The sequence below is a fragment of the Stenotrophomonas sp. SORGH_AS_0321 genome (assembly GCF_031453215.1).
In the GTDB taxonomy this organism is placed as follows: domain Bacteria; phylum Pseudomonadota; class Gammaproteobacteria; order Xanthomonadales; family Xanthomonadaceae; genus Stenotrophomonas; species Stenotrophomonas chelatiphaga.
In genome coordinates this window covers 161,230-181,905 of record NZ_JAVIZG010000001.1, presented here as the reverse complement: position 1 = coordinate 181,905, position 20,676 = coordinate 161,230, and the positions used below count along the sequence as shown (strand labels likewise).

At 69.9% G+C, this 20,676-nt stretch carries 17 protein-coding genes and 1 pseudogene; 1 reads left to right on the top strand and 17 read right to left on the bottom strand.

Features of this window, described 5'->3' with window-relative positions; translation table 11 throughout:
* Positions 1 to 89: 89 nt before the first annotated feature.
* Positions 90 to 1,460 (bottom strand): magnesium transporter, encoded by a 1,371-nt coding sequence (gene mgtE / locus QE373_RS00765; protein ID WP_309682439.1) that lies wholly within the window; start codon positions 1,458 to 1,460, stop codon positions 90 to 92.
* Between the two features lie 330 nt (positions 1,461 to 1,790).
* Between mgtE and QE373_RS00760 the strand changes: the two genes are divergently transcribed.
* A complete protein-coding gene (locus QE373_RS00760) occupies positions 1,791 to 3,584 on the top strand; it encodes a monovalent cation:proton antiporter-2 (CPA2) family protein (RefSeq protein ID WP_309682436.1) in 1,794 nt (597 codons plus the stop codon).
* A gap of 61 nt (positions 3,585 to 3,645) precedes the next feature.
* On the opposite strand, the gene QE373_RS00755 is transcribed toward QE373_RS00760, so the two are convergent.
* From QE373_RS00755 to QE373_RS00680, 16 genes and pseudogenes are all read right to left on the bottom strand, one after another.
* Complete coding sequence (locus QE373_RS00755; protein ID WP_309682431.1) at positions 3,646 to 6,987, bottom strand: ankyrin repeat domain-containing protein; 3,342 nt, start codon at positions 6,985 to 6,987, stop codon at positions 3,646 to 3,648.
* A complete protein-coding gene (locus QE373_RS00750; RefSeq protein ID WP_057507143.1) occupies positions 6,980 to 7,240 on the bottom strand; it encodes a YcgL domain-containing protein in 261 nt (86 codons plus the stop codon). The genes QE373_RS00755 and QE373_RS00750 overlap by 8 nt, the downstream gene beginning before the upstream one ends.
* A 127-nt stretch (positions 7,241 to 7,367) precedes the next feature.
* Positions 7,368 to 8,618 carry a beta-ketoacyl-ACP synthase gene (locus tag QE373_RS00745; protein ID WP_309682428.1) on the bottom strand — a complete coding sequence of 417 codons (1,251 nt, stop codon included), beginning with the start codon at positions 8,616 to 8,618 and terminating at the stop codon, positions 7,368 to 7,370.
* Positions 8,618 to 9,349 carry a 3-ketoacyl-ACP reductase FabG2 gene (locus tag QE373_RS00740; RefSeq protein WP_057507141.1) on the bottom strand — a complete coding sequence of 244 codons (732 nt, stop codon included), beginning with the start codon at positions 9,347 to 9,349 and terminating at the stop codon, positions 8,618 to 8,620. Before QE373_RS00740 ends, QE373_RS00745 begins: the two co-directional genes overlap by 1 nt.
* Positions 9,346 to 9,798 carry a hotdog family protein gene (locus tag QE373_RS00735; RefSeq protein ID WP_309682423.1) on the bottom strand — a complete coding sequence of 151 codons (453 nt, stop codon included), beginning with the start codon at positions 9,796 to 9,798 and terminating at the stop codon, positions 9,346 to 9,348. The genes QE373_RS00740 and QE373_RS00735 overlap by 4 nt, the downstream gene beginning before the upstream one ends.
* Entirely contained in the window at positions 9,795 to 10,988 is a 1,194-nt protein-coding gene (locus QE373_RS00730) for a beta-ketoacyl-[acyl-carrier-protein] synthase family protein (RefSeq protein ID WP_309682420.1), read from the bottom strand. Before QE373_RS00730 ends, QE373_RS00735 begins: the two co-directional genes overlap by 4 nt.
* Positions 10,985 to 11,533 (bottom strand): DUF3261 domain-containing protein, encoded by a 549-nt coding sequence (locus tag QE373_RS00725; RefSeq protein ID WP_309682417.1) that lies wholly within the window; start codon positions 11,531 to 11,533, stop codon positions 10,985 to 10,987. The genes QE373_RS00730 and QE373_RS00725 overlap by 4 nt, the downstream gene beginning before the upstream one ends.
* 1 nt (position 11,534) lies before the next feature.
* Positions 11,535 to 13,884, bottom strand: a pseudogene (locus tag QE373_RS00720) (MMPL family transporter).
* The gene (locus QE373_RS00715) at positions 13,877 to 14,503 is read right to left on the bottom strand and encodes an outer membrane lipoprotein carrier protein LolA (protein ID WP_309682414.1); all 627 of its coding nucleotides are present in this window, start codon (positions 14,501 to 14,503) and stop codon (positions 13,877 to 13,879) included. Before QE373_RS00715 ends, QE373_RS00720 begins: the two are co-directional and overlap by 8 nt.
* Positions 14,500 to 14,916: an acyl-CoA thioesterase gene (locus QE373_RS00710; protein ID WP_057507135.1), complete on the bottom strand. Its 417-nt coding sequence runs from the start codon at positions 14,914 to 14,916 to the stop codon at positions 14,500 to 14,502. The genes QE373_RS00715 and QE373_RS00710 overlap by 4 nt, the downstream gene beginning before the upstream one ends.
* Entirely contained in the window at positions 14,909 to 16,459 is a 1,551-nt protein-coding gene (locus QE373_RS00705; protein ID WP_309682411.1) for an aromatic amino acid ammonia-lyase, read from the bottom strand. Before QE373_RS00705 ends, QE373_RS00710 begins: the two co-directional genes overlap by 8 nt.
* A complete protein-coding gene (locus QE373_RS00700) occupies positions 16,449 to 17,396 on the bottom strand; it encodes an acyltransferase (protein ID WP_309682408.1) in 948 nt (315 codons plus the stop codon). Before QE373_RS00700 ends, QE373_RS00705 begins: the two co-directional genes overlap by 11 nt.
* Entirely contained in the window at positions 17,396 to 18,166 is a 771-nt protein-coding gene (locus tag QE373_RS00695; RefSeq protein ID WP_123700089.1) for a glycosyltransferase family 2 protein, read from the bottom strand. The genes QE373_RS00700 and QE373_RS00695 overlap by 1 nt, the downstream gene beginning before the upstream one ends.
* The gene (locus tag QE373_RS00690; RefSeq protein ID WP_309682404.1) at positions 18,156 to 19,844 is read right to left on the bottom strand and encodes an AMP-binding protein; all 1,689 of its coding nucleotides are present in this window, start codon (positions 19,842 to 19,844) and stop codon (positions 18,156 to 18,158) included. Before QE373_RS00690 ends, QE373_RS00695 begins: the two co-directional genes overlap by 11 nt.
* Positions 19,837 to 20,388, bottom strand: a complete 552-nt coding sequence (locus QE373_RS00685; RefSeq protein ID WP_245625250.1) for a hypothetical protein — start codon at positions 20,386 to 20,388, stop codon at positions 19,837 to 19,839. The genes QE373_RS00690 and QE373_RS00685 overlap by 8 nt, the downstream gene beginning before the upstream one ends.
* Positions 20,389 to 20,410: 22 nt before the next feature.
* Entirely contained in the window at positions 20,411 to 20,668 is a 258-nt protein-coding gene (locus QE373_RS00680; RefSeq protein ID WP_057507167.1) for an acyl carrier protein, read from the bottom strand.
* Positions 20,669 to 20,676: the final 8 nt, after the last annotated feature.

The window sequence follows — 20,676 nt, the reverse complement described above, 5'->3', positions numbered from 1 at the left end:
GTAGAGCAAAAAAGGGGACGGAGGGGATTAAGTCTTATTCGGACCTGCCCCACTGGCCGAACGCGACTTAATCCCCTCCGTCCCCTTTTTTACAGCAGCGTACCGTGGAGGATGGTGGCGGCGATGCTGAAGTAGATCACCAGGCCGGTGACATCGACCAGGGTGGCCACGAACGGCGCCGAAGCGCTGGCCGGGTCGAAGCCGAGGCGCTTGAGTGCGAACGGCAGCATCGATCCGGACAGCGAACCGAAGGTAACGATGCCGACCAGCGCGGCGGCCACGGTGAGCGCCAGCAGCAGCCAGTGCTCGCCATAGTCATGCAGGCCGCCCAGCTGCCAGACCACGATGCGGAGCATCGCCAGGCTGCCCAGGATGGTGCCCAGCACGACGCCGGTCGGCACCTCGCGCAGCGCCACCTTCCACCAGTCCCGCAGCCGCAGTTCGCGCAGCGCCAGGCTGCGGATCAGCAGCGAAGTGGCCTGCGAACCGGAGTTGCCACCGGAGCTCATGATCAGCGGAATGAACAGGGTGAGCACCACCGCGCGGGCCAGTTCGTCTTCGTAGTGCTGCATCGCGCTGGCGGTCAGCATCTCCCCGAGGAACAGCACGCTCAGCCAGCCGCCGCGCTTGCGCAGCATTTCCACGAAGCCGATCTGCATGTACGGCTTTTCCAGCGCCTCCATGCCGCCGAACTTGTGCGCGTCCTCGGTGGATTCCTCGATCAACGCATCCAGGATGTCATCCACGGTGACGATGCCCAGCATCTGCATGCCGGCATCCACCACCGGGATCGCCAGCAGGTCGTGGCGGCGGATCAGCTGCGCCACTTCCTCCTGGTCCATCGCCACGTCCACGGTCACCGGCGCGTTGACCTGCGCCACGTCCAGGATCGATTCATCGGGCAGGCCGGTGATCAGCCGGCGCATCGTCACCACCTGGCGCAGCTGGCGGCTGGCCGGGTCGAGCACGTAGATGGCATAGACGGTCTCGCGCGTGCGCTCCACTTCGCGGATGTGCTGCAGGGTCTGGCCCACCGTCCAGTTGGCCGGCACGCTGACGAACTCGGTGGTCATCAGTGCGCCGGCGGTATCCGGCGGGTAGCTGAGCAGGGTCTGGATGACCTGGCGCGCCTCGGCGCCGATCAGCGGCACCAGCCGCGCGCGCTCGTCCTGGTCCAGCTCGTGCACGATATCGGTGGCACGGTCGTCGGCCATCAATCCCAGCAGCGCGGCAGCACGCGCCGGCGGCAGCGCGGCCACCAGCTCGCCTGCGCGATGCAGTTCGGGGGCCTCCAGCAGCTTCACCGCGCGCGGCAGCGGCAGCGCGGCGAGCAGCTCGACCGCGCCTGCGAGCGGCAGGGTGTTGAGATGTTCCACCGCATCGGCGGTGTTGAAGTTGGCCAGGGGGGCGGCCGTGGTGGCGGCGTCGGTGGCAGGACGCAGCATCTGCTTCTGGTTCATCGTGGTTCGCCTTTCGTCGTTGCAGGTGCAACGCCAACGCAGGCGAACCGTCCCTGTCAGGCGGTGGCCGTCGCTGGCGTCGAACGAGGTCGACTTCTACTGTCGCTGGACATGGGGGTTGGACTCAGGAAGGGTGTGGCCAGCGGGCAGACCACTGGCGGGGGGCAGGATGGACCCGCGGGCATGATGGGTCAACCCCGCAGGGGCCGCCGGTTTGGCGCGGCTCAGCTGCACCGCCGTGCGCGCGGCAGCGGGCGGCGCATAATGTCGCGCAAGGGCCGGCTGCCACCCGGCGTGCCCTTCCCCCTGCGGCCATGACCTGGACTTCCCATGCATAGCGGCGTGCTCGAACTTGCCCTGGTCCTGCTGCTTGCGGCAGTCATCGCGGTGCCGGTGTTCCGCCGCCTGGGCTTCGGCGCGGTGCTCGGCTATCTCGCCGCGGGCGTGGTGCTGGGGCCGGACGGACTGGGCTTCGTGCAGGACACCGACCGCATCCTGGGCGCGGCCGAGATCGGCGTGGTGATGCTGCTGTTCGTGATCGGGCTGGAGCTGTCGCCGTCGCGCTTGAAGGTGATGCGGCGCTCGGTATTCGGTGCCGGCGCGCTGCAGGTGGTGACCTGCGCGTTGGTGCTGGGCGGCCTGCTGATGCTGGACCATTTCCACTGGAAGAGTGCGCTGGTGGTCGGCGTGGCGCTGGCGCTGTCCTCCACCGCGGTGGGCCTGCAGTTGTTGTCCGAACACAAAGCGCTCAACAGCGACCATGGCCGGTTGGCGTTTGCCATCCTGCTGTTCCAGGACCTGATCGCCATCCCGCTGCTGGCCGCCATTCCGCTGCTGGGCGGTGCGCGCAACCAGACCCTGCACTGGCAGGACGTGGCGGTGGCCATCGGCGCGCTGGCGGTGGTGATCCTGTGTGGCCGGCCGCTGCTGCGCCGCGTGTTCGGCATGGTCGCGCGCACGCGCAGCCCGGAAATGTTCACCGCCACCGCCCTGCTGGTGGTGCTGGGCACCGCCTGGTTCCTGCAGGAAGCCGGCCTGAGCCCGAGCCTGGGCGCGTTCCTGGCCGGCGTGCTGTTGTCCGATTCCGAGTTCCGGCACGAGCTGGAAGCGCAGATCGAACCGTTCAAGGGGCTGTTCCTGGGCCTGTTCTTCATTGCCGTGGGCATGGGGATCGACCTGGACCGCATCGTCGCCGAACCGGGCATGATCGCCGCAGGCGTCGGCGTGCTGCTGCTGGTGAAGTTCGGGCTGCTGTATGCAATTGGACGGCTTGCCCGGCTGCGCGCGCGCCAGGCACTGATGCTGGGCAGCGTGCTGTGGCTGGGTGGTGAGTTCGCCTTCGTGGTGTTCAACGAAGCCCAGCGCGCGTTGCTGCTGGGCAGCGCCAACCATGACCGGCTGGTGGCCATCGTCGGCCTGTCGATGGGCCTGACCCCGCTGCTGCTGATCGCCCTGCTGCGCCTGATCGGCCGCGAAACCGAGGCCAGGCCAGCGCCACCGCCGGCCGATGAAGTGAACCCGGACCAGCGACCGAAGGTGCTGATCGCCGGGATGGGACGCTTTGGCCAGGTGGTGGCGCGACTGCTGACCGCGCAGAAAGTGCCGTTCGTCGCGCTGGAGGTCAATCCGGATACCGTGGCCGACCTGCGCCGGTTCGGCAACCAGCTGTACTACGGCGATCCGACCCGGCCGGAGATGCTGCGCGCGGCGGGCGGTGCGGAGATCGCGGTGTTCGTGGTGACCATGGATGATCCGGAAACCAACCTGCGCGCGACGCGGATGATCCGGCGCTTGTATCCGGACGCGCGGGTGCTGGCGCGGGCGCGCAACCGGCAGCATGCGTGGCGGCTGATGGACATGGGCGCCGAACCGTTCCGCGAGGTGTTCGGCACCAGCCTGGAACTCAGCGAACAGGTGCTGAAGCTGCTGGGGGTGTCCGAAGAAACGGCGCGGCGGCATGTGCAGCGTTTCCGCGAACATGATGAGAAGCTGCTGCGCGACCAGTACCTGGTGTACGACGACGAGGCGGCGGTGATCCAGACCTCGCGCGATGCACGCAATGACCTGATGCATCTGTTCGAAGCCGATGCGGGAAGCGGGAAGGACGCGCCGCAGGACCGGTAGCGCTCGGCGAGCGCAGCGGAAAGCAGAGGCATGACGACCAGCGGTCGTCACTACCGGCGGTTCATTCGCGCAGGAACCGTGCCATCGAGGACACGCCGGGCACGCGCGGCTGGAACTCGGCGGCCACGTCGATGAAGCCGCGCATCACCGCGATCTCGCGCGGGCTTCGGTTGAGCGTGTCGCGCGCCTCCGGATCCGCGCCGGCGCGCAGCAGGCGCTGCACCAGCAGCGGCAAACCGTGCAGCGCCGCCAGGTGCAGCGGGCCGAAGCCGCGCGGATCGCGCACTTCCAGCGAAACGTCTTCATCCAGCAGGCGTTCCACGCCGGCCAGCACCACCTGTTCGTCGCAGGCGGTTCCCGGCTCGGCACGCGCGCCCAGCAGCAGCAGCAGCGGGGTCACTTCGCCGGCAGCCGCCTTGTCCGGCTCCGCGCCGGCCAGCAGCAACGTGTCCAGCAGGGCCAGCAGGCGCGAGCGGTCGCGGGCGGAGAATCCGTACAACGCAGCGCAATGCAGCGCCGCCAACTGCTGCGCATCGCTGGCATGCACGTCGGCGCTGGCGGTCAACAGCCGCGCCACGATATCCGGCAGGCCCAGCGCAGAGGCCAGCATCAGCACCGTGACGCCGCCGGGCAGGCGGTGTTCGAGTTGCGCGCCGGCATCCAGCAGCGCCGACACGATGTCCATCTGGCGCATGCTGACCGCTGCCGACAGCGGCGTGGCGCCGCTGGCCGACGCATGTTGCGGATCGGCACTGCGTGCCAGCAGCAGGTCCACCACCGGCAGATGGCCGCCACCGGCGGCGCGCAGCAGTGCCGTGCAGCCCTGCGCGTCGACGCTGTCCACGGCGAAGCCGAGGTCGATCAGCCGGCGTACCGCATCCACATCCCCGGCGGTGGCCGCAGCGGCCAGGTCGGATTCGCGCAGCGTGCGCCGCGGCAGCGACCAGACGCGCCAGTCCAGCCAGTCCGCCAGATCGCGACGGCCACTGGACAGCGCGACACCCAGCGGCGTCTGGCCATCGGCGGCGCGTGCTTCCGGCGAGGCGCCATGGCGCACCAGCAGCTTGAGCGCCGCTTCGCGGCCCAGCGCGGTGGCCAGGTGCAGTGCGGTCATGCCGTGGCTGTCGCGTGCTTCGCGATCCACGCCCAGGCCCAGCAGCGACTGCTGCAGGCGCAGCCATCCCAGGCGCACGGCCAGCGCCAGCGGCGGATCGCCGGCCGGCGATGCAGCGAACGGATCGGCGCCACGCTCCAGCAGCTCCAATGCCAGCTGTTCAAGCCCGCGACCGGCCTGGTCGTGCTGCGCGCAGGCCGCCAGGAAGCGTGCCAGCCCGCCACCGCCGGCAGGTGATACGCCCTGCTCCAGCATCACCTGCAGCGCCGGCACCGCATCCACGCCACGCGCCAGCAGCGCGAACATCGGCGTATCGGTGCAGGCATCGAGTACCTCGTGCGAGGCGCCCTGCTTCAGCAGCCAGGCCACGGCGCGCGGATCCAGCGCCAGTTCGGGTTCGTGCAGCAGGCTGCCCAGCTCTTCGGCACGGCACAGCCGCGCCATCGATTCCATTCCGTCCAGGTTGCCGAAGCGCAGTGATTCGCGCAGCAACTCGAGCGGCGGCCGGTCCGGCAACAACGACGTGGCCACTTCGCCGTCTTCGCTGGACGCCAACAAGCCATCACTGACCGCGGCCGGAAGCGCGTAGGACGCATCGAGCATCGCCACGATCGCCCAACGGCCCGCTTCGGCCGCGCTGTCCACCGCGCGTCGTGCCAACGGGTCGTCGAGGTCGGCGACCAGCCCCAGCTCCAGCAGACGCTTCACCATCAACGGCGGTACGTCGGTGGCCATGGCGGCCAGCAGCAGGGCATTGCGACCATCGGCATCGACGGCGGCAAGGTCGGGCTTGTGCCGCAGCAGGTGTTCGATCACCGCTGCACGCCCACCGGCGGCCGCTTCCAGCAACGGCGTGCGGCCCAGCGCATCGCGGGCTTCCAGGTTGGCACCGGCAGCGAGCAGCGCGTCCAGGATCGCGGTATGCCCGGCCAGTGCGGCTTCGTGCAGGGCGCTGCGGCGCTGGCGATCGCGCGCATCGGCGCGTGCCTTGTGCTTGAGCAGCAGCTGCACGCCAGCCGGATCATCGTCTTCGGTGGCCGCTGCGGCCAGCAGCACCGGAGTGCCTTCCGCCGGTTCGGTACGGGCGCCACGTTCCAGCAGGAAGCGCGCAAGCCGCCAGTTGCCGACCTGGCAGGCGACCGCCAGCGGCGACCAGCCCTCGTTGTTGAGCGCGTCGATTTCGGCGGCGGCATCGCGCAGCAGCGCGGCGACGCCGGGATCGGAACTGCGCGCGGCGTGGTGCAGCGGCGTGTTGCCGTCGGCATCGGTGGCGCGCGAATCCGCGCCGTTGGCCAGCAGGGTCATCACCGCTTCCGGGCGCCCATGCCAGCTGTCACGCGTGGCCGCCAGCAGCGGCGTCATGCCCTTGTGCGGTGCATTCACATCGACGCCGCGGGCAATCAGTTCGCGCAGCAGGCGCAGGTCCGGCAGCACCGCGGCCAGTACCGGCAGGTTGCGCTGGTCACGCCACTGCGGGTCCGGCGCGGCATGCGGATCAGCACCGGCCTGCAGCAGCTGCAGCGCGCGGTCGATGCGGCCATGGCGTGCCGCTTCATAAAGCGCCGGCGACAGCGCGTCGGCGGGCATGGCTTCCAATGCGACCGGTGCGGTATCAGTGTCCGGCTGCTCGTGTGCCTGCCAGGCACTGCGCAGTTCCTGCATGCCGTGGGACGGTGCGGAGGGTGCGGTACCGGCCGGTACCACCCGCTGCAGCAGCAGGTGCAGCAGGGGCGACAGCAGCACCGTGACCACCACCGCAGGCCAGCGCAGTGCCGGCGGCAGCAGTTCCGGCCAGGCGGGCATCACCACCAGCGTACACAGCGCGAGAACCAGCGCCGCCACCGCCAGCCCACGCCAGGCGCCCAGTTCGCGGCCGGCCAGGCCCGTGGCATGGCGCTGCAGTCCACCGGCCAGGCGTTCCACGTCACTCCACAGCGGCCACGTGCGCCACACCGCCAGCAAGCCGACGCCCAGCAATACCGCCAGTCCCAGCGCGGCGGCCAGGCTGCCGCTTTCGCGCAGCGCCGCCAACGGCCAGGCCATCAGCAAGGCAAGCACCGCCGGCCCGGCCAGCCACAGCACCAGCAGCGCGGGCAGTTCTTCGCGGATCACCTGCGGTAGCGCACGCGGTACCCGGCTGCGGCGCAGCCAGGACACGCCCAGCGCGAAGGCCGGCTGCGCAAGCGCGGCCAGCAGTACGCCGGGCAGGCCACCGACGGCCGATGCCGCGGCCAGCACTGCACCCAGCGCCAGCGCGGCAGGAACCAGTCGGGGATGCGGGTCAGTCATTGTGACGCGGCATCATGCTGGTGATGCTCGGCGGCACCTGCAGGTAGAACCCTCGGCTGGCCAGTTCGCTGCGCACGAGCGCGACATCCGCGCGTGCCAGGCGACGGCCTTCGACCAGTTCCACTTCCAGCACCAGGGTCAGCCGGCCCAGCGATGCGGCCAATGGCCCGGGCAGCACGCCGAAGCCATCCCGCTCGGCGAGATAGACGTAGGTATCGTCTTTGCGTTGGCTCTTGTAGACGTAGGCTTGCATGCTTTCAGGTTTACCCTTCAAGACATGATTGTGTCGGAAACCCGTCACCGGCGGAAGGCGTCAGGTCAGGCACGGACCCGCTGCGCGCCGTTTCCCGACACGGGATTCATCAATGTCGTGACGCGGTTCAGTCTTGGGTCGCCGGATGGCGGGCAAACACCAGCGAGGTGTTGATGCCGCCGAAGGCGAAATTGTTGCTCATCACGTGGTCGACCTGCAGCGTGCGGCCTTGCCCCTGCACGTGGTCCAGCGGGGCACAGCGCGGATCCACCACGTCCAGGTTCAAGGTGGGGGCGAACCAGCCCGCGCGCATCATCTCGATGCTCAGCCAGGCTTCGAACGCGCCACAGGCGCCCAGCATGTGGCCGACGTAGCCTTTCAGCGAACTGATCGGCACGCCGGCCCCGAACACTGCGGCCGTGGCCTGGCTTTCGGCGATGTCACCGTGGTCGGTGGCCGTGCCATGGGCGTTGATGTAGCCGATCTGCGACGGCGCGAGGCCGGCGTCGTCCAGCGCCAACTGCATGGCACGCGCCATGGTCGGGCTGCTGGGCTGGGTCACGTGCTGGCCGTCGCTGTTGCTGCCATAACCGCGGACTTCGGCCAGGATCGGCGCGCCGCGCTCCAGCGCATGCTGGCGCTCTTCCAGCACCAGGGTGCAGGCACCTTCGCCCAGCACCAGCCCATCGCGGCCCGCATCGAACGGGCGCGGCGTGGCCTGCGGCGCCTCATTGCGCACGCTGGTGGCGTACAGGGTGTCGAACACCGCGGCCGCGGTGGCGTCCAGCTGCTCGGCGCCGCCGGCCAGCATCACCGTCTGGCGGCCGGCGCGGATCGTTTCGTAGGCTTCGCCGATGCCCTGGCTGCCCGACGTGCACGCGCTGGACGTGGTGTGGATGCGTCCGCTCAGGCCGAAGAAAACCCCGATGTTCACCGGGGCGGTGTGGCTCATCATCTTCAAATAGGTGGTGGCGGTGATGCCGGCGGTGGTGAAGCTGTTGAGCATTCGGCCGAACTCGCTGATCGCCTCGTGGCTGCCGGCCGAGGACCCGTAAGAGACGCCGGTGCGCCCGCCGTGCAGCACCGGATGGTCGAGCAGGCCGGCCTGCTGCAGCGCCAGTTCGCTGGCGCGCACGGCCATCAGCGCCACGCGCCCCATCGAACGGGTGGTCTTGCGGTTGTAGTGCTCAGGCAGCTCGAACGCCTCGGCCGGCGCGGCCAGCCGTGTGTTCAGGCCGTCATAGACATCCCACTCCGGCATCGCGCGCACGGCATTGCGCAGCGAACGCAGGCGCGCGTGGATGCTCGTCCAGTCCTGGCCCAGCGGACTGATCGCCGCTGCGCCGGTGACCACCACGCGGCGTCCTTCGCGCTGCATCAGGCCAGGCCTCCGTTGACCGAGATCACCTGGCGGGTGATGTAGCCGGCATCGGCCGACAGCAGGAACGCCACCGCCGCGGCCACGTCGTCCGGCGTGCCGACCCGGCCGGCGGGCACCAGCTTGAGCGCGTGCTCGACCACTTCGGCGTCCAGCATCTCGGTATCGACCAGCCCGGGTGCCACGCAGTTGACAGTGATCCGGCGACTGGCCAGCTCCAGCGCCAGCGCCTTGGTGGCACCGATGATGCCGGCCTTGGCGGCGCTGTAGTTGACCTGGCCACGGTTGCCGATCAGACCGGAAACGGACGCCAGGGTTACGATGCGGCCCGGCTGACGGCGCCGCACCATCGGCATCACCAGCGGGTGCAGCACGTTGTAGAACCCATCCAGGTTGGTGTGCAGCACCTGGTCCCAGTCTGCTTCGCTGAGCGCGGGGAAGGCCCCGTCGCGGGCGATGCCGGCATTGCACACCACGCCGTAGTACGCGCCATGGGCGGCCACGTCGGCTTCCAGCGCGGTGCGCGCGGCGGCGCGGTCACTGATGTCGAAGGCCAGCACGCGGGCCTGCCGGCCCATCGCGGCGATCTCCGCGACCACGGCCTGGGCTTCGTCGATGCGACTGCGGCAGTGTACTGCCACGTCGAAGCCATCGCGGGCGGCGCGCAGGGCGATCGCACGGCCGATGCCGCGGCTTGCGCCGGTCACCAGCACGGCAAGGTTGGCGGTCATGCGTTTCCCCTCTCCAGGTAAGCCTGCGCATCGTCCGGTTCGTATACCGACACGTTGGCGTCCACCCATGTCTCGCTGCCCGCAGTGATGCGGCAGGCGAACAGGCCGAGCCCATTGTCACCCATCAGTTCGCGCCGCGCGTGTACCACCAGCGCGGTACCGGCAGGGAACAGCGGAACCTGGCTGCTGTAGCGGCGGCTGCCCAGCAGGAAACCGATCTGCGGCGGGCGCCCGTCACGCCGCGCGCGGCAGCCCGCCCACGCCGCGATGGCCTGTGCCATGTATTCGATGCCGATCCACGCCGGTACGCCGGCCGCCTCGTTGAACAGGCCCGCAGCCGGCACCACCAGCGCTGCGTCGATGCTGTCCTCGTCCCAGCGCAGCACCTGGTCCAGCAGCAGCGCGCTGCCACGGTGCGGCACCACGTCTTCGATCGGGTAGAGCGTCATGCGCCGGGCATCCGCTGCAGGGCCAGCACGGCATTGCTGCCGCCAAAGGCAAACGAACTGCTGAGGACGCGCTGCAGGGGGCCGGCCGCCACCGCGCCCGGCGCCACCAGCGCCAGCGCGGGCAGTTCCGGATCGGGCTGGCCATCCCACCAGTGCGGCGGCAGGCGGCCGGCCGGGTTGTCGGCCAGCGCGATCCAGCACAGCGCCGCTTCGATCGCACCGGACGCGCCCAGCGCGTGGCCGGTCAGCGGCTTGGTGGAACTGGCCGCGACCTGCCCGCCGAGCACTGCCTGCACCGCACGCGATTCCATCGCATCGTTGTGGCGGGTGGCCGTGCCGTGCAGGTTGATGTAGTCCACGTCCGTCGGTGCCCAGCCGGCGCGGTCCAACGCCTCGCGCATCGCAGCAATGGCGCCGGCACCACTCGGTTCGGGGGCGGACATGTGGTGCGCGTCCGAACTTTCTCCCCAGCCGGCGAGCTGTACCGGACCCGGTTCGCGGGTCAGCAGGAACAGCGCCGACCCTTCGCCGATGTTGATGCCCGCACGCGTTGCCGAGAACGGCAGGCAGCGGGTGTCGGAGATCGATTCCAGTGCGTTGAAACCGGCCACGGTGAAGCGGCACAGCGAATCGGCCCCGCCGGCGATCACCGCATCGACGATGCCGGCACGCAGCAGGCGCGCCGCCGATGCCAGCGCCTTGGCCCCGGACGAACACGCAGTGGACAGCGTCCACGCCGGTCCCGTTGCACCGCTGCGGTGGCGTACGAACGCCGCCGCGCTGCCCATTTCCTGCTGGGCATAGGCGAAGCTTTCCGGCCAGTGCCCGGTTTCGTGCCGCGCACGCAGGGCCGGCTCGGTTTCGCCGATGCCGGAGGTGCTGGTGCCGATCACCACCGCGACCCGACCGGCACCGTAACGTTCAACGGCGGCCTGCACGGCGGGCGCGATCTGCGCCAGCGCGAGGTCCAGCAAGGCGTTGTTGCGGCCCCGCAGCGCGGTGGGCAGCGCGGACAGGTCCGGCAGCGCGGCCTGCACGCGGCCCAGCGCCAGGGTGCGCCCGGGCAGCACGTCGTCGCAGTCGGTCAGGCCGCCGGGGTGGTCGGCGAACAGGCCGGCGGTGACCTGCGCGCGTCCGGCGCCGAGCGCGCAGACGACACCCATGTCGTTGAGGAAAATCGGCGCGTTCATGGCGCTTGGTCGCCGGTCGGCACTGAGCGGATGGTCAGCGAATAGCCTTCAACGCGGTTGTCCAGCTGCAGGCTGCCATCGTCGTTGCGCTGCAGCCGCAGGGCCTCGACCCCGCCGCGCTGCAGCCGGCGCACGCGGCCATCATCGACCACCTGCCAGCCGTCGGTCAGCATTGCGGCAATCGCCGCGGTCGGCCACAGCGCGAACTGCAGGTCGTCCAGCACGCGGGCGGCACGTACCTGCTTCGGCAACCACGCAGCGCGCTGTTCCTGCAGGTCCTGGCCGTCCCACTGCACGCGGAAGCCGGTCTGGCCCATTGCCTGCACCAGCAGCTGCACCTGCCCGGCATCGGCTTCCAGCAGGGCGTCCAGGTCGCGTTCGGCGCGACCGAAACGGAAGTGCAGCTGCTGCTGCAGGGCGAGCGTGCCCTGCAGGCTGGCCGGCGACAGGCGCAGCGGCGGCAGCGCACCTTCGGTACGCACCGGCCGGCCGGCACAGGCGGCGAGCAGCAGGGTGAGCAGGATCGCAGGCAGCAGGCGGCTCATGTCACGGGGTTCCTGTGGTTGGAGGGGGCGCGGGGCGGAACAGCGGCGACAGCAGCCACACCAGCCCGATGCCGAGCAGCAGGGTCATGCCGAAGGCCCGCAGCGCCGGCGTAGCGGACAGCCCGAGCAGACCGAACGAGAGCCAGGTACTGGCCGCACCCACGCACACCGCCACCCAGGCGCTGGGATCGCCGCGGTGTTCCAGCAGGAAGATGCCGTAGTCGATGCCCATGCCCAGCAGCAGCATCAATGCCAGCACGTTGAACAGCTGCAACGGATGGCCAAGCAGGGCCAGCACGGCAAGCGTCAGGCTGCCGGCGAGCAGGGTCGGCACGATCACCCGCCAGGCATCGCGGCGGTAGCGCCACCACAATGCGGCGAACACCAGCGCCACGCCGGCCAGCAGCATGCCGCTCATCAGCTTGCGGTAATGCCCCAGCAGGCGCGAAAAATCCGCGGTGCGGTCGACCCAGCGCACGCCGGGCAGGCCGGCGCCGGCCTGGTCGAGGTCGGCCAGTGCACTGGGTTGCGAGAGGTCATCGACCAGCACCACGCTGGCCACGCCCTCGCCAAGCGCACCTATCCACAGCGGCCGGAACGGCGCCGAGGCCGGCGAAGCAAGGAAGGCCTGCAGGTCGATCGGAGTGCTGGCGAACGTCGGTCGCTGCAGCGCCTCGCCACTGACCGCGCCGACCGCCTGCAGCACCGCTGACTCCGCCTGCGCAGCCAGCCGGGCGTCGGCGTCCTGTTGCAACGGAGACGGCAACCAGTCACTCAGCGCGCGATGGCTGCCGATGCGGCCCTGCCCTTCCAGCGCGCGAAGCCGTGCGGTCAAGGCTTCTTCGCGTTGCAGCAGCTGGCCGGCATCGGCGCCCTGCACCAGGAAGAACTGCGCCGGGCTGGGCATGCCGAGCAGGCGCGAGATGCGGATCTGCTGTTCCATCAGCGCCGGTGGCGAAGACTGCAGGCTGCGCAGGTCATCGTCCACGTGCAGGAACAGCATGCCACCGGCGCAGAACAGCAGCAGCGCGGTGACCACGCCACCCAGCGACCGGCCGCGCAGCCGGGGCCAGCGCTGCAGCGTGTTGCCCAGCCAGTGCGAGAAACGGGTCTGGCGCACCGTTCCACCATCCAGCCACGGGAACCACAGGATCACCGTGACGAACGCGGCCGCCAGCCCGACCACCGAAAACAGCGCCATCTGCCGCAGGCCGGGGAACGGCGTGATGGCCAGCGCCAGATAGGCCAACGCGCTGGTCAGCAGGGCCAGCCACAACCCGGGCAGCAGGTAGCGCAGCAGGGACCAGCGACTCTGCCGCGGCGCCGCCTGGCGCGAGGCGAACCAGTGGATGCCATAGTCTTCGGCCACGCCGACCAGGGAGGCGCCGAACACCAGCGTCAGCAGGTGCACCTTGCCGAACACCAGCACGGTCGCAGCCAGCGCCACCCCGCAGCCGACCAGCAGCGACATCGCCACCAGCAGGATCGGGCGCAGCGAACGGAACGCCAGCCACACCAGCAGCAGCACCGAGGCCAGCGAGCCCCAGCCGATCGTGTTGATCTCGCGGTTGGCCTGCACCGCCGCGGCTTCGGCATGCAGGGGCACGCCTGCGTGCAGGATCTCCAGTCCGGGCGTGGCGGCGCTCGCGGCCTGCCCCGCGCGTTCCAGCAGCGCACCGATATGCGGTTCGCCGTCCAGCTGGAACGCCGAATCGCGGGTGCCCAGGCGCAGCACCGCCCACTGCTTTCCTTCGGCCTGCAGCAGGCCGTCTTCACCCAGTCGCAGGCCGGCCGCCTTTGCCTGCTGCTGCCACCATGCCGGCCACAGGCCCAGCGGATCCTGCAGCCAGGCGGTCAGCCGTGGCCCACCCATTGGGTCCATACAACTGGGCCAACGCCTGTTGCGCCAGCGCATCGGGCGCGGCGTGCTGCAGGGTGTCGCGCTGTGCGGGGGTCAACAGGCGGTCACGGTACGGCGCGTAGAACGTGCGCGCCTCATCGAACCAGCCGTCGAGCGCACCGGCCGGCTGCAGCAGCGCGGCGTCGGCATCGCCGGCCAGCGCAGCGGCGAAGGCCGCCTGCGCGCGCAGCGTGGCGGCCGCGTCGGTACTGCCCAGCAGCACCACCACGTCGCGCGAGTTCGCATCGGCGATGCGCCGGGTTACGTCGGACAGCAGGCGGTCCTGTGCATCCTGTGGCAGCAGCGCGAGGATATCGGTGTCGATCGGCGCATGCTGCCGCCACTGCAGGGCCTGCTGCACGCCCAGCGCCAGCAGCACCAGCAGCCAGGCAAGGGCAAGCCAGCGCCAGCCGCGATGGGGGGTGTCGGCCACCGGTCCGCGATCAGTCAAGGCGTGCCGCCTCGTCCGCTGCCAGCGTGGCCGGCACCTCGGTGAGGGCGCTGAAGGTCAGCCGGGTACGGTCCCTGCTGGCCTCGACGATGTCGACCTGGCGGACGTAACGGTCACCCCGCAGCTGCAACGAACTGAAGGCCTTGGCCAACATCGGCGACTTCGGTGTCAGCGACAGCGTCCAGCCCTTCGCATCGCGTTGCGCCTCCACCGTGAACTGGCTGGACAGGGCCTGCACGTCGCCGCTCATCAGCGCGAACAGGATCGCGTTGACCGAGCGCATCGCCGGCTGTTCGCGTGCATCCAGCTCTACCCGGGTACTGCCATCGGGCTGCCGGCTGAGGATGCGCTCGGCGGTGATCACCATCTCCGAAGGGAACGGCTTCAGCGTGGTCCAGATCACCCCGCGCTCGCGCGCCACCACGAAGCGGCCCTGCGAACGCAGCGGGTTGCGGAAACCGGCGACCTGCTTTTCCTGGCTGAACTCGCCGCGCAGCACCGCCGGCCGTGCGACATCGCGGGCGATCGCCTGCACTGCGTCGTCGGCAGCGCCGGCGACGAACGAAACGACAAGCAGGCTGGACAGCGCCAGCAGGCGCAGGCAGTGACTCAATTTCATGGCGCGGGAACTCCGAGTTTCTGCCACAGGATCGGCGGGCACAGGTACTGCATTTCACCACTGGCGGCAGCGACGGCGACCTGCACGGTGTGCGCGCGGGTCAGCCGTTCGCCGCTGCCGGCGTCGAAGATTTCGTAGGTGATCTTCAAGCGGTTTTCCCATTCGACGATGCGTGCCCGCACCCGCAGCTGCTGCTGGAAGCGCAGGGGGCGCACGTACTTGACCCGCGCATCCACCACCGGCCACAGATAGCCCGATTCCTGCATCTGCGGATAGTCGTAGTCGTATCGTTGCAGCAGCGCGCAGCGTGCGATCTCGAAATACTTGAAGTAGTTTCCATGCCAGACCACCTGCATCGGGTCGCAGTCGTGGAAGGCGGGCGCCAGGGTGATCTCTTCGACCAGCTCATGCATCGCGGTACAGCTCCCACTGACGGCTGCGGATGTCCAGCAGCAGCTGGCGCAGCTCGCCATCCAGCGCGCGGTCTTCTTCGATCAGCGCGATGCGCTGGCCGAGGTCATCGTGCATCGCGGCCAGCTCCCCCTGCAGCTGCGCCTGCAGCCCCACCCGCTGGCGCAGGGCCACCGCCTGGCGTGCGGCGATCAGCATGCCGGCGACCACCTGTTCGGCAAGCTCGATCACCCGCAGGCAGTCGCGCGCGGCGATGGTGCCCATGCTGACCTTGTCCTGGTTGTGGCATTCGGTGGAACGCGAGAATACCGACGCCGGCAGGGTGTTCTTGAGCGCTTCGGCGGTCCACGCCGAGACGCTTATCTGCAGCGCCTTCAGGCCATGGTTGATGGCGGCGCGCGGGCCGGTCGCGGCGGACAGGTTGGCTGGCAGGCCGTGGCTGTACCGCGCATCCACCAGCAGCGCCAGCTGGCGGTCCAGCAGGTCGGCCAGGTTGGCCACCGCGTTCTTCAGCGTGTCCATCGCCAGCGCGATATGCCCGCCGTAGAAGTGCCCGCCGTGCAGCACGCGTTCTTCGTCCGGATCGATCAGCGGGTTGTCGTTGGCGCTGTTGAGCTCGGTCTCGATCAACTGGCGCAGGAACGGCAGGGTGTCTTCCAGTACGCCGATGACATGCGGCGCGCAGCGCAGCGAGTAACGATCCTGCAGGCGCTGTTCGTTGCGCGGTGGGCGATCGCTGTGCAGGTCGGCACGCAGTCGCGCGGCGATGCGCGCTTGGCCCGGGTGCGGCTTGGCGGCGAACAGGGTTTCGTCGAAATGGTGCGCGTTGCCATCGCTGGCCAGCACGTTGAAGGCGGTCAGGCGCGTGGCCAGGCGGCACAGGTAGTCGGCGCGATGCCAGGCCAGGCAGGCCAGTCCGGTCATCACCGCGGTGCCGTTCATCAGCGCCAGGCCTTCCTTGGGCCGCAGCCGCAGCGGCTGCAGGCCGATCCGCAGCAGCACTTCGGCGGCGGACTGCACGCTGCCTTCGAACAGCACCTCGCGCTCACCACACAGCACGGCCGCCACGTACGACAACGGGGTCAGGTCGCCGCTGGCACCGACCGAACCCTCGGCCGGGATGCGCGGCAGCACGTCATGCTGCAGCAGGGCGGCGAGGCCTTCGAGCAGGGCCACGCTGGTGCCGGACATGCCCTGCGACAGCGACGCCAACCGTGCCGCCAGCACCGCGCGCGTTTCCTGTGCATCGAGGAAACGACCCAGCCCACAGCCATGGTAGGTGTACAGATGGTGCGGCAGTTCGGCCACCAGCGACGGCGGGATCACCGTGGTGCAGGAGTCGCCGTAACCGGTGGTCACCCCGTAGACCACGCCGTCCTCGCGCAGCAGGCGGTCGAGGAAATCCGCGCCGCGCTGGATCCGGGCGCGGAACCCGGGCGCGTCGTCGAGCACGGCCTGCACGCGGCGGTCCGCCAGCGCAACGACGTCTTCGATGGTCAGCGGGCCGGCACCGAAGCGACAGGAGGGAAGCGGTTCAATCGGCATCGGCGGCCTGGTCCCAGAACGGAAAGAAGTTGAACCAGTCCAGCGGCGATTCGATCACCTGCTGTTCCAGCCATGCGGCATAACGCTGCGCGCAGTCCTGCAGCGCGGCGTCGCGGGATCCGCGCGGCAGCACGATGCGTTCGTCGAACAGATCGAAGCGGATCCGGTAACCACCGTCCTGGTGCAGGCAGGACAGCGTATACACCGGGCAGCCGAGCGCGGCGGCGAGCACGTAGCCGCCCACCGGGAACGGTGCGCGATGGCCGAGGAAGTCGGCGTGCACCACGCGTTCGCTGTGTACCGGCACGCGGTCACCGACGATCGCCACGAAGCCGCCCGCGGCGACCCGCTGGCCAAGGGTCATCGCCATCGCCGGGCCGACGTCGGTCACCTGCACCAGTTCCACCGATGCCAGCGGATCCAGCCGCGCCAGCAGGCTGTTGAAGCGCTGCGCGTGCTTGGTGTGGACCAGCACGGTGAGATGCAGGCCGGGGACTTTTTCGGCCAGCACCTGGCACAGCTCCAGGCAGCCGACGTGGGCGGTCAGGAACACCCCGCCCTGCGCGCGACCAATGCGCTGCAGGGCGGGGTTGTCGTGCAGCCGCAGGCGCTGCGCCGGATAACGCCGCCCCAGTGCCAGCAGTTTGTCCAGCATGGTGTCGCCGAACAGCGCGAAGTGGCGCAGGCTGTCCAGCCAGTTCGGCGCGCGGCCCAGCGCCCCGCTGTACGCCTGCAACCGCTGCAGGTACTGCAGCGAGGCGCGGCGTGCCAGGCCGTTGGCCAGCCAGTGGCAGGCCACCGCCGGCCAGGCGCACAGCCGGTACGGCCAACGCCCGAACCAGCGGTGGATCCAGCACAGCGCAAGCACGCCGCGTACCGACGTGCGCTCGCCGATGTCGGCCCAGTGCGGTGCGGCAGGACCGGGACGCGCCGCCATCAGGGCTGTCCCCGCAGGCGTCGCCGCAGCAGTTGCGGAGCGCGCCGCAGCATCCCCCCGAACAGCCGCGCGTGCATGCCGCTGATGCGCAGGTTGTCGCGCCACACATCGAAGTGCGAGACGCCATCCTTCGGATAGGTAACCGGCGTGGCCAGGTGATGCACCGGCACCTCGCGCCAGTACAGCCGCACCAGGATCTCAGTGTCGAAATCCATGCGCCGGCCGATCGTTTCCTCGGCCATCACCTGCAGCACCGGCGCCAGCGGATACACCCGGAAGCCGCACATCGAATCGCGCAGGTGCAGCGACAAGGTGTTGATCCAGACCCACACATGGGTGCCATAGCGCCCGTACAGGCGGATCTTCGGCACCGTTTCGTCGTAGGCCGGGATGCCGCAGATCACCGCCTCCGGGTGGGTCCGCGACAGCGCGGCGAAACGGCCCAGCTCGGTGGTGTCGTGCTGGCCATCGGCATCGATCTGCAGGACATGGGTATAGCCCAGCCGTGCCGCCTCGCTGAATCCGGCCAGCATCGCGCCGCCCTTGCCCTGGTTGTGTGGCAGCCGCAGCAGGCCGACGTGCGGCTGCCGTGCAAGCCCGGCCAGCACGGCCGCACAGTCCGCATGCGAACCATCGTCGACCAGCAGGCACGGCAGTCCCGCAGCGCGGATACCGGCCACCACGTCAGCGATGGCGTGCTCATGGTCGTAGACCGGTACCACGACCAGCAGGGCGTACTCGGCGGCGGGAACCAGGGAATCAATCGGCATCGGCGAACAGTACTTTGCCACTGGCGTGAATGCCGTGATCGGAGCTGAACCGGAATCCGAGCACGCACCGGACCGGGTCCCAGTCCAGGTGCAGTTGCAGCACGTCGTGCGGGCGCGCAACCTGCTGGAACTTCAGCGCATCCATGCGCAGGAACCGGGGCGGCAGGTCGAAGGCTTCGCGCGCCAGCTGGATCGCCCAGTCCACCTGAGCCACGCCCGGCAGCACGGCGACGCCGGGGAAGTGCCCTTCGAACGCCATCAGCTCCGGCGCCAGCAGCAACGCCAGCCGCGCCGTGGTGGCGTCGCGTGCCAGCCACTGCGGCGTTGGAAGCGCTTTCTGGAACAGCGCCTGCAGCAGCGCCTGGGTCGGCTTACCCTGCGCATTGACCGGCATCGCGGCAACCAGCCGCCAGCGCCGCGGCCGGGTCACGGCGTCATGGCCTTCGGCCAACCGCGCGGTGAGGCGGCCGATGAAGGCGCGTCGCTCGGCATCGCCGGCCTGTGCGAGTGCGCGGTCGTGCGGCACGATCACCGCGGCCAGCTGCGCGCGCGCGCCGGGCAGCACCAGCACCTGCGCTTCGGCCACGCCCGGGTCGCGGCACAGGGCCTGTTCCAGCGCACCCAGCGATACCCGGCGCTCTTCGATCTTGACGATGCGGTCGGCACGCCCGAGCAGGCGGAAACCGCCGTCAGCACTGGCTTCGGCACGGTCCTCGCTGCGCCACCAGCCCTCCTGCGCCAAGTGCGCCGATGCCACCGCCAACTGACCGTCATCGATGCGCCACTGCACGCCCGGCAACGGCTGCCACGCGGGTGCGGCATCCTCGCAACGGCGCCAGGCGATACCGCCGGTCTCGCTGCTGCCGAACACTTCGATCGGCGCGATGCCCAGCACCGCACGCACCTCCGCGGCAGCCTGTGCCGGCAGCGGCCCGCCGGAGGAAAACACCGCGCGCAGCTGGCCGCGCGCGCCGGCCCAGTCCAGCTGCGGCGGCAGTCGTTTCAGGTGCGCCGGGGTGGCCACCAGCACGCTGGGGGCGGCGGCCAGCGCGGCCACCAGGTCTTCATGGAAGAAACGCCGCCGCTCGATCGCCCGGCCCGCGGCCAGCGGCCACAGCACGCGGAACAGCAGCCCGTAGATGTGCTGGTGGGAGACGGTGCCGTGCACATGGGCACCGGCCAGCAGCGTGCCGAACGCCTGCTGCAGCGCCTCGACTTCGCTGCCCAGCTGGTCCAGGCGCTTTTCGATCGCCGCAGGTTCGCCGGTACTGCCGGAGGTGAACACCACCAGCCGGCAGGCCTGTGGATCCAGCACGACGCCAACGGGGGGCACTTCGGTAGGCGGCGCCGCGTGCAGCGGCTGCCAGCACGCATCGACATCGCCGGCGAAACCATCCACGTGCGGTCGCAGCGCCTGCAACGTCCCGGGCAGGTCATCGCCCGGCAGATGAACCCGCTTGCCGGCCGACCAGGCGCCCAGCAGCGCGGCGGCGAAAGCCAGGCTGTCAGTGAAGTACAGCGCCCAGTCGCGCCCTTCGGCGGCCGCGAACGCCGCCTGCCAGCCGCGCACCCGGGCCAGCAGCCCGGCGTGGTCCAGCACCGCGCCGTCGAGCGCGCCCACCGTGCGGCCAGGCCGTGCGGACTGCAGCAGAAGGTGCAGCGGAATCCACTCAGACATGGCCGTGGGCCGCCTTGACCCGTCGCCGCACGGTCCATTCGGCGGCATGCAGCAGGCCCATCAACAGATAGGCCAGCAGGCCGTTGTACAGCGCCCAGGTGGCATCGGACGCCCACAGGGCCGTGGCCAGCGCCAGTGCACCATTCACCACGAAGAAGCCACACCAGACCTGGGTGACGCGGCGCGTGTAAGCGATGGCGAACGGCGGCAACTGGGGATCCTGCAGGCGTGCGAAGCGCTCGGCCACGGTCGGGGGATGGCGCAGGCTGACCAGGAAGAACACCAGCAGCACCGCGTTGACCAGCGCCGGGTACAGCTTCAGCGGCAGCGCCTCATTGCCCAGCAGCGCCACCACCGCCAACAGCCCGGTGCCGGCGGCCGACCAGATCCACAGCCGTTCGCGGGTGCCCAGTGCGCGCAGCAGCGCCACCGCGAACAACAGCAATGACAGCCAACGCGGTTCGAACCGGCCCATCGCCAGGTACATCAGCGGCGGATAGGCCAGCGACAGCAGTACGAAAGCGACCCTGCGCGGATGGGACACGATGGCGGTCCGGTGCGCGCGGTCAGGCAGCAGCCGGGTCGGGCAACAGGCCATGCACCACATCGACCACGTCCTGCACGGTGCGCACGGTCTTGAAGGCGTCCGGCTGCAGGTTGCGGCCCAGCAGTGGCTTCAACTGCACGATCAGGTCGACGGCGTCGATGCTGTCGATATCCAGGTCGGCATGCAGGCGCGCGCCGGGCACGATCAGCGCCGGATCGATCTCGAAGCTGCTGGTCAGCAGCCGCGCAATATGCGCGAACAGGTCGGTCTTGGTCATGGCGGCAC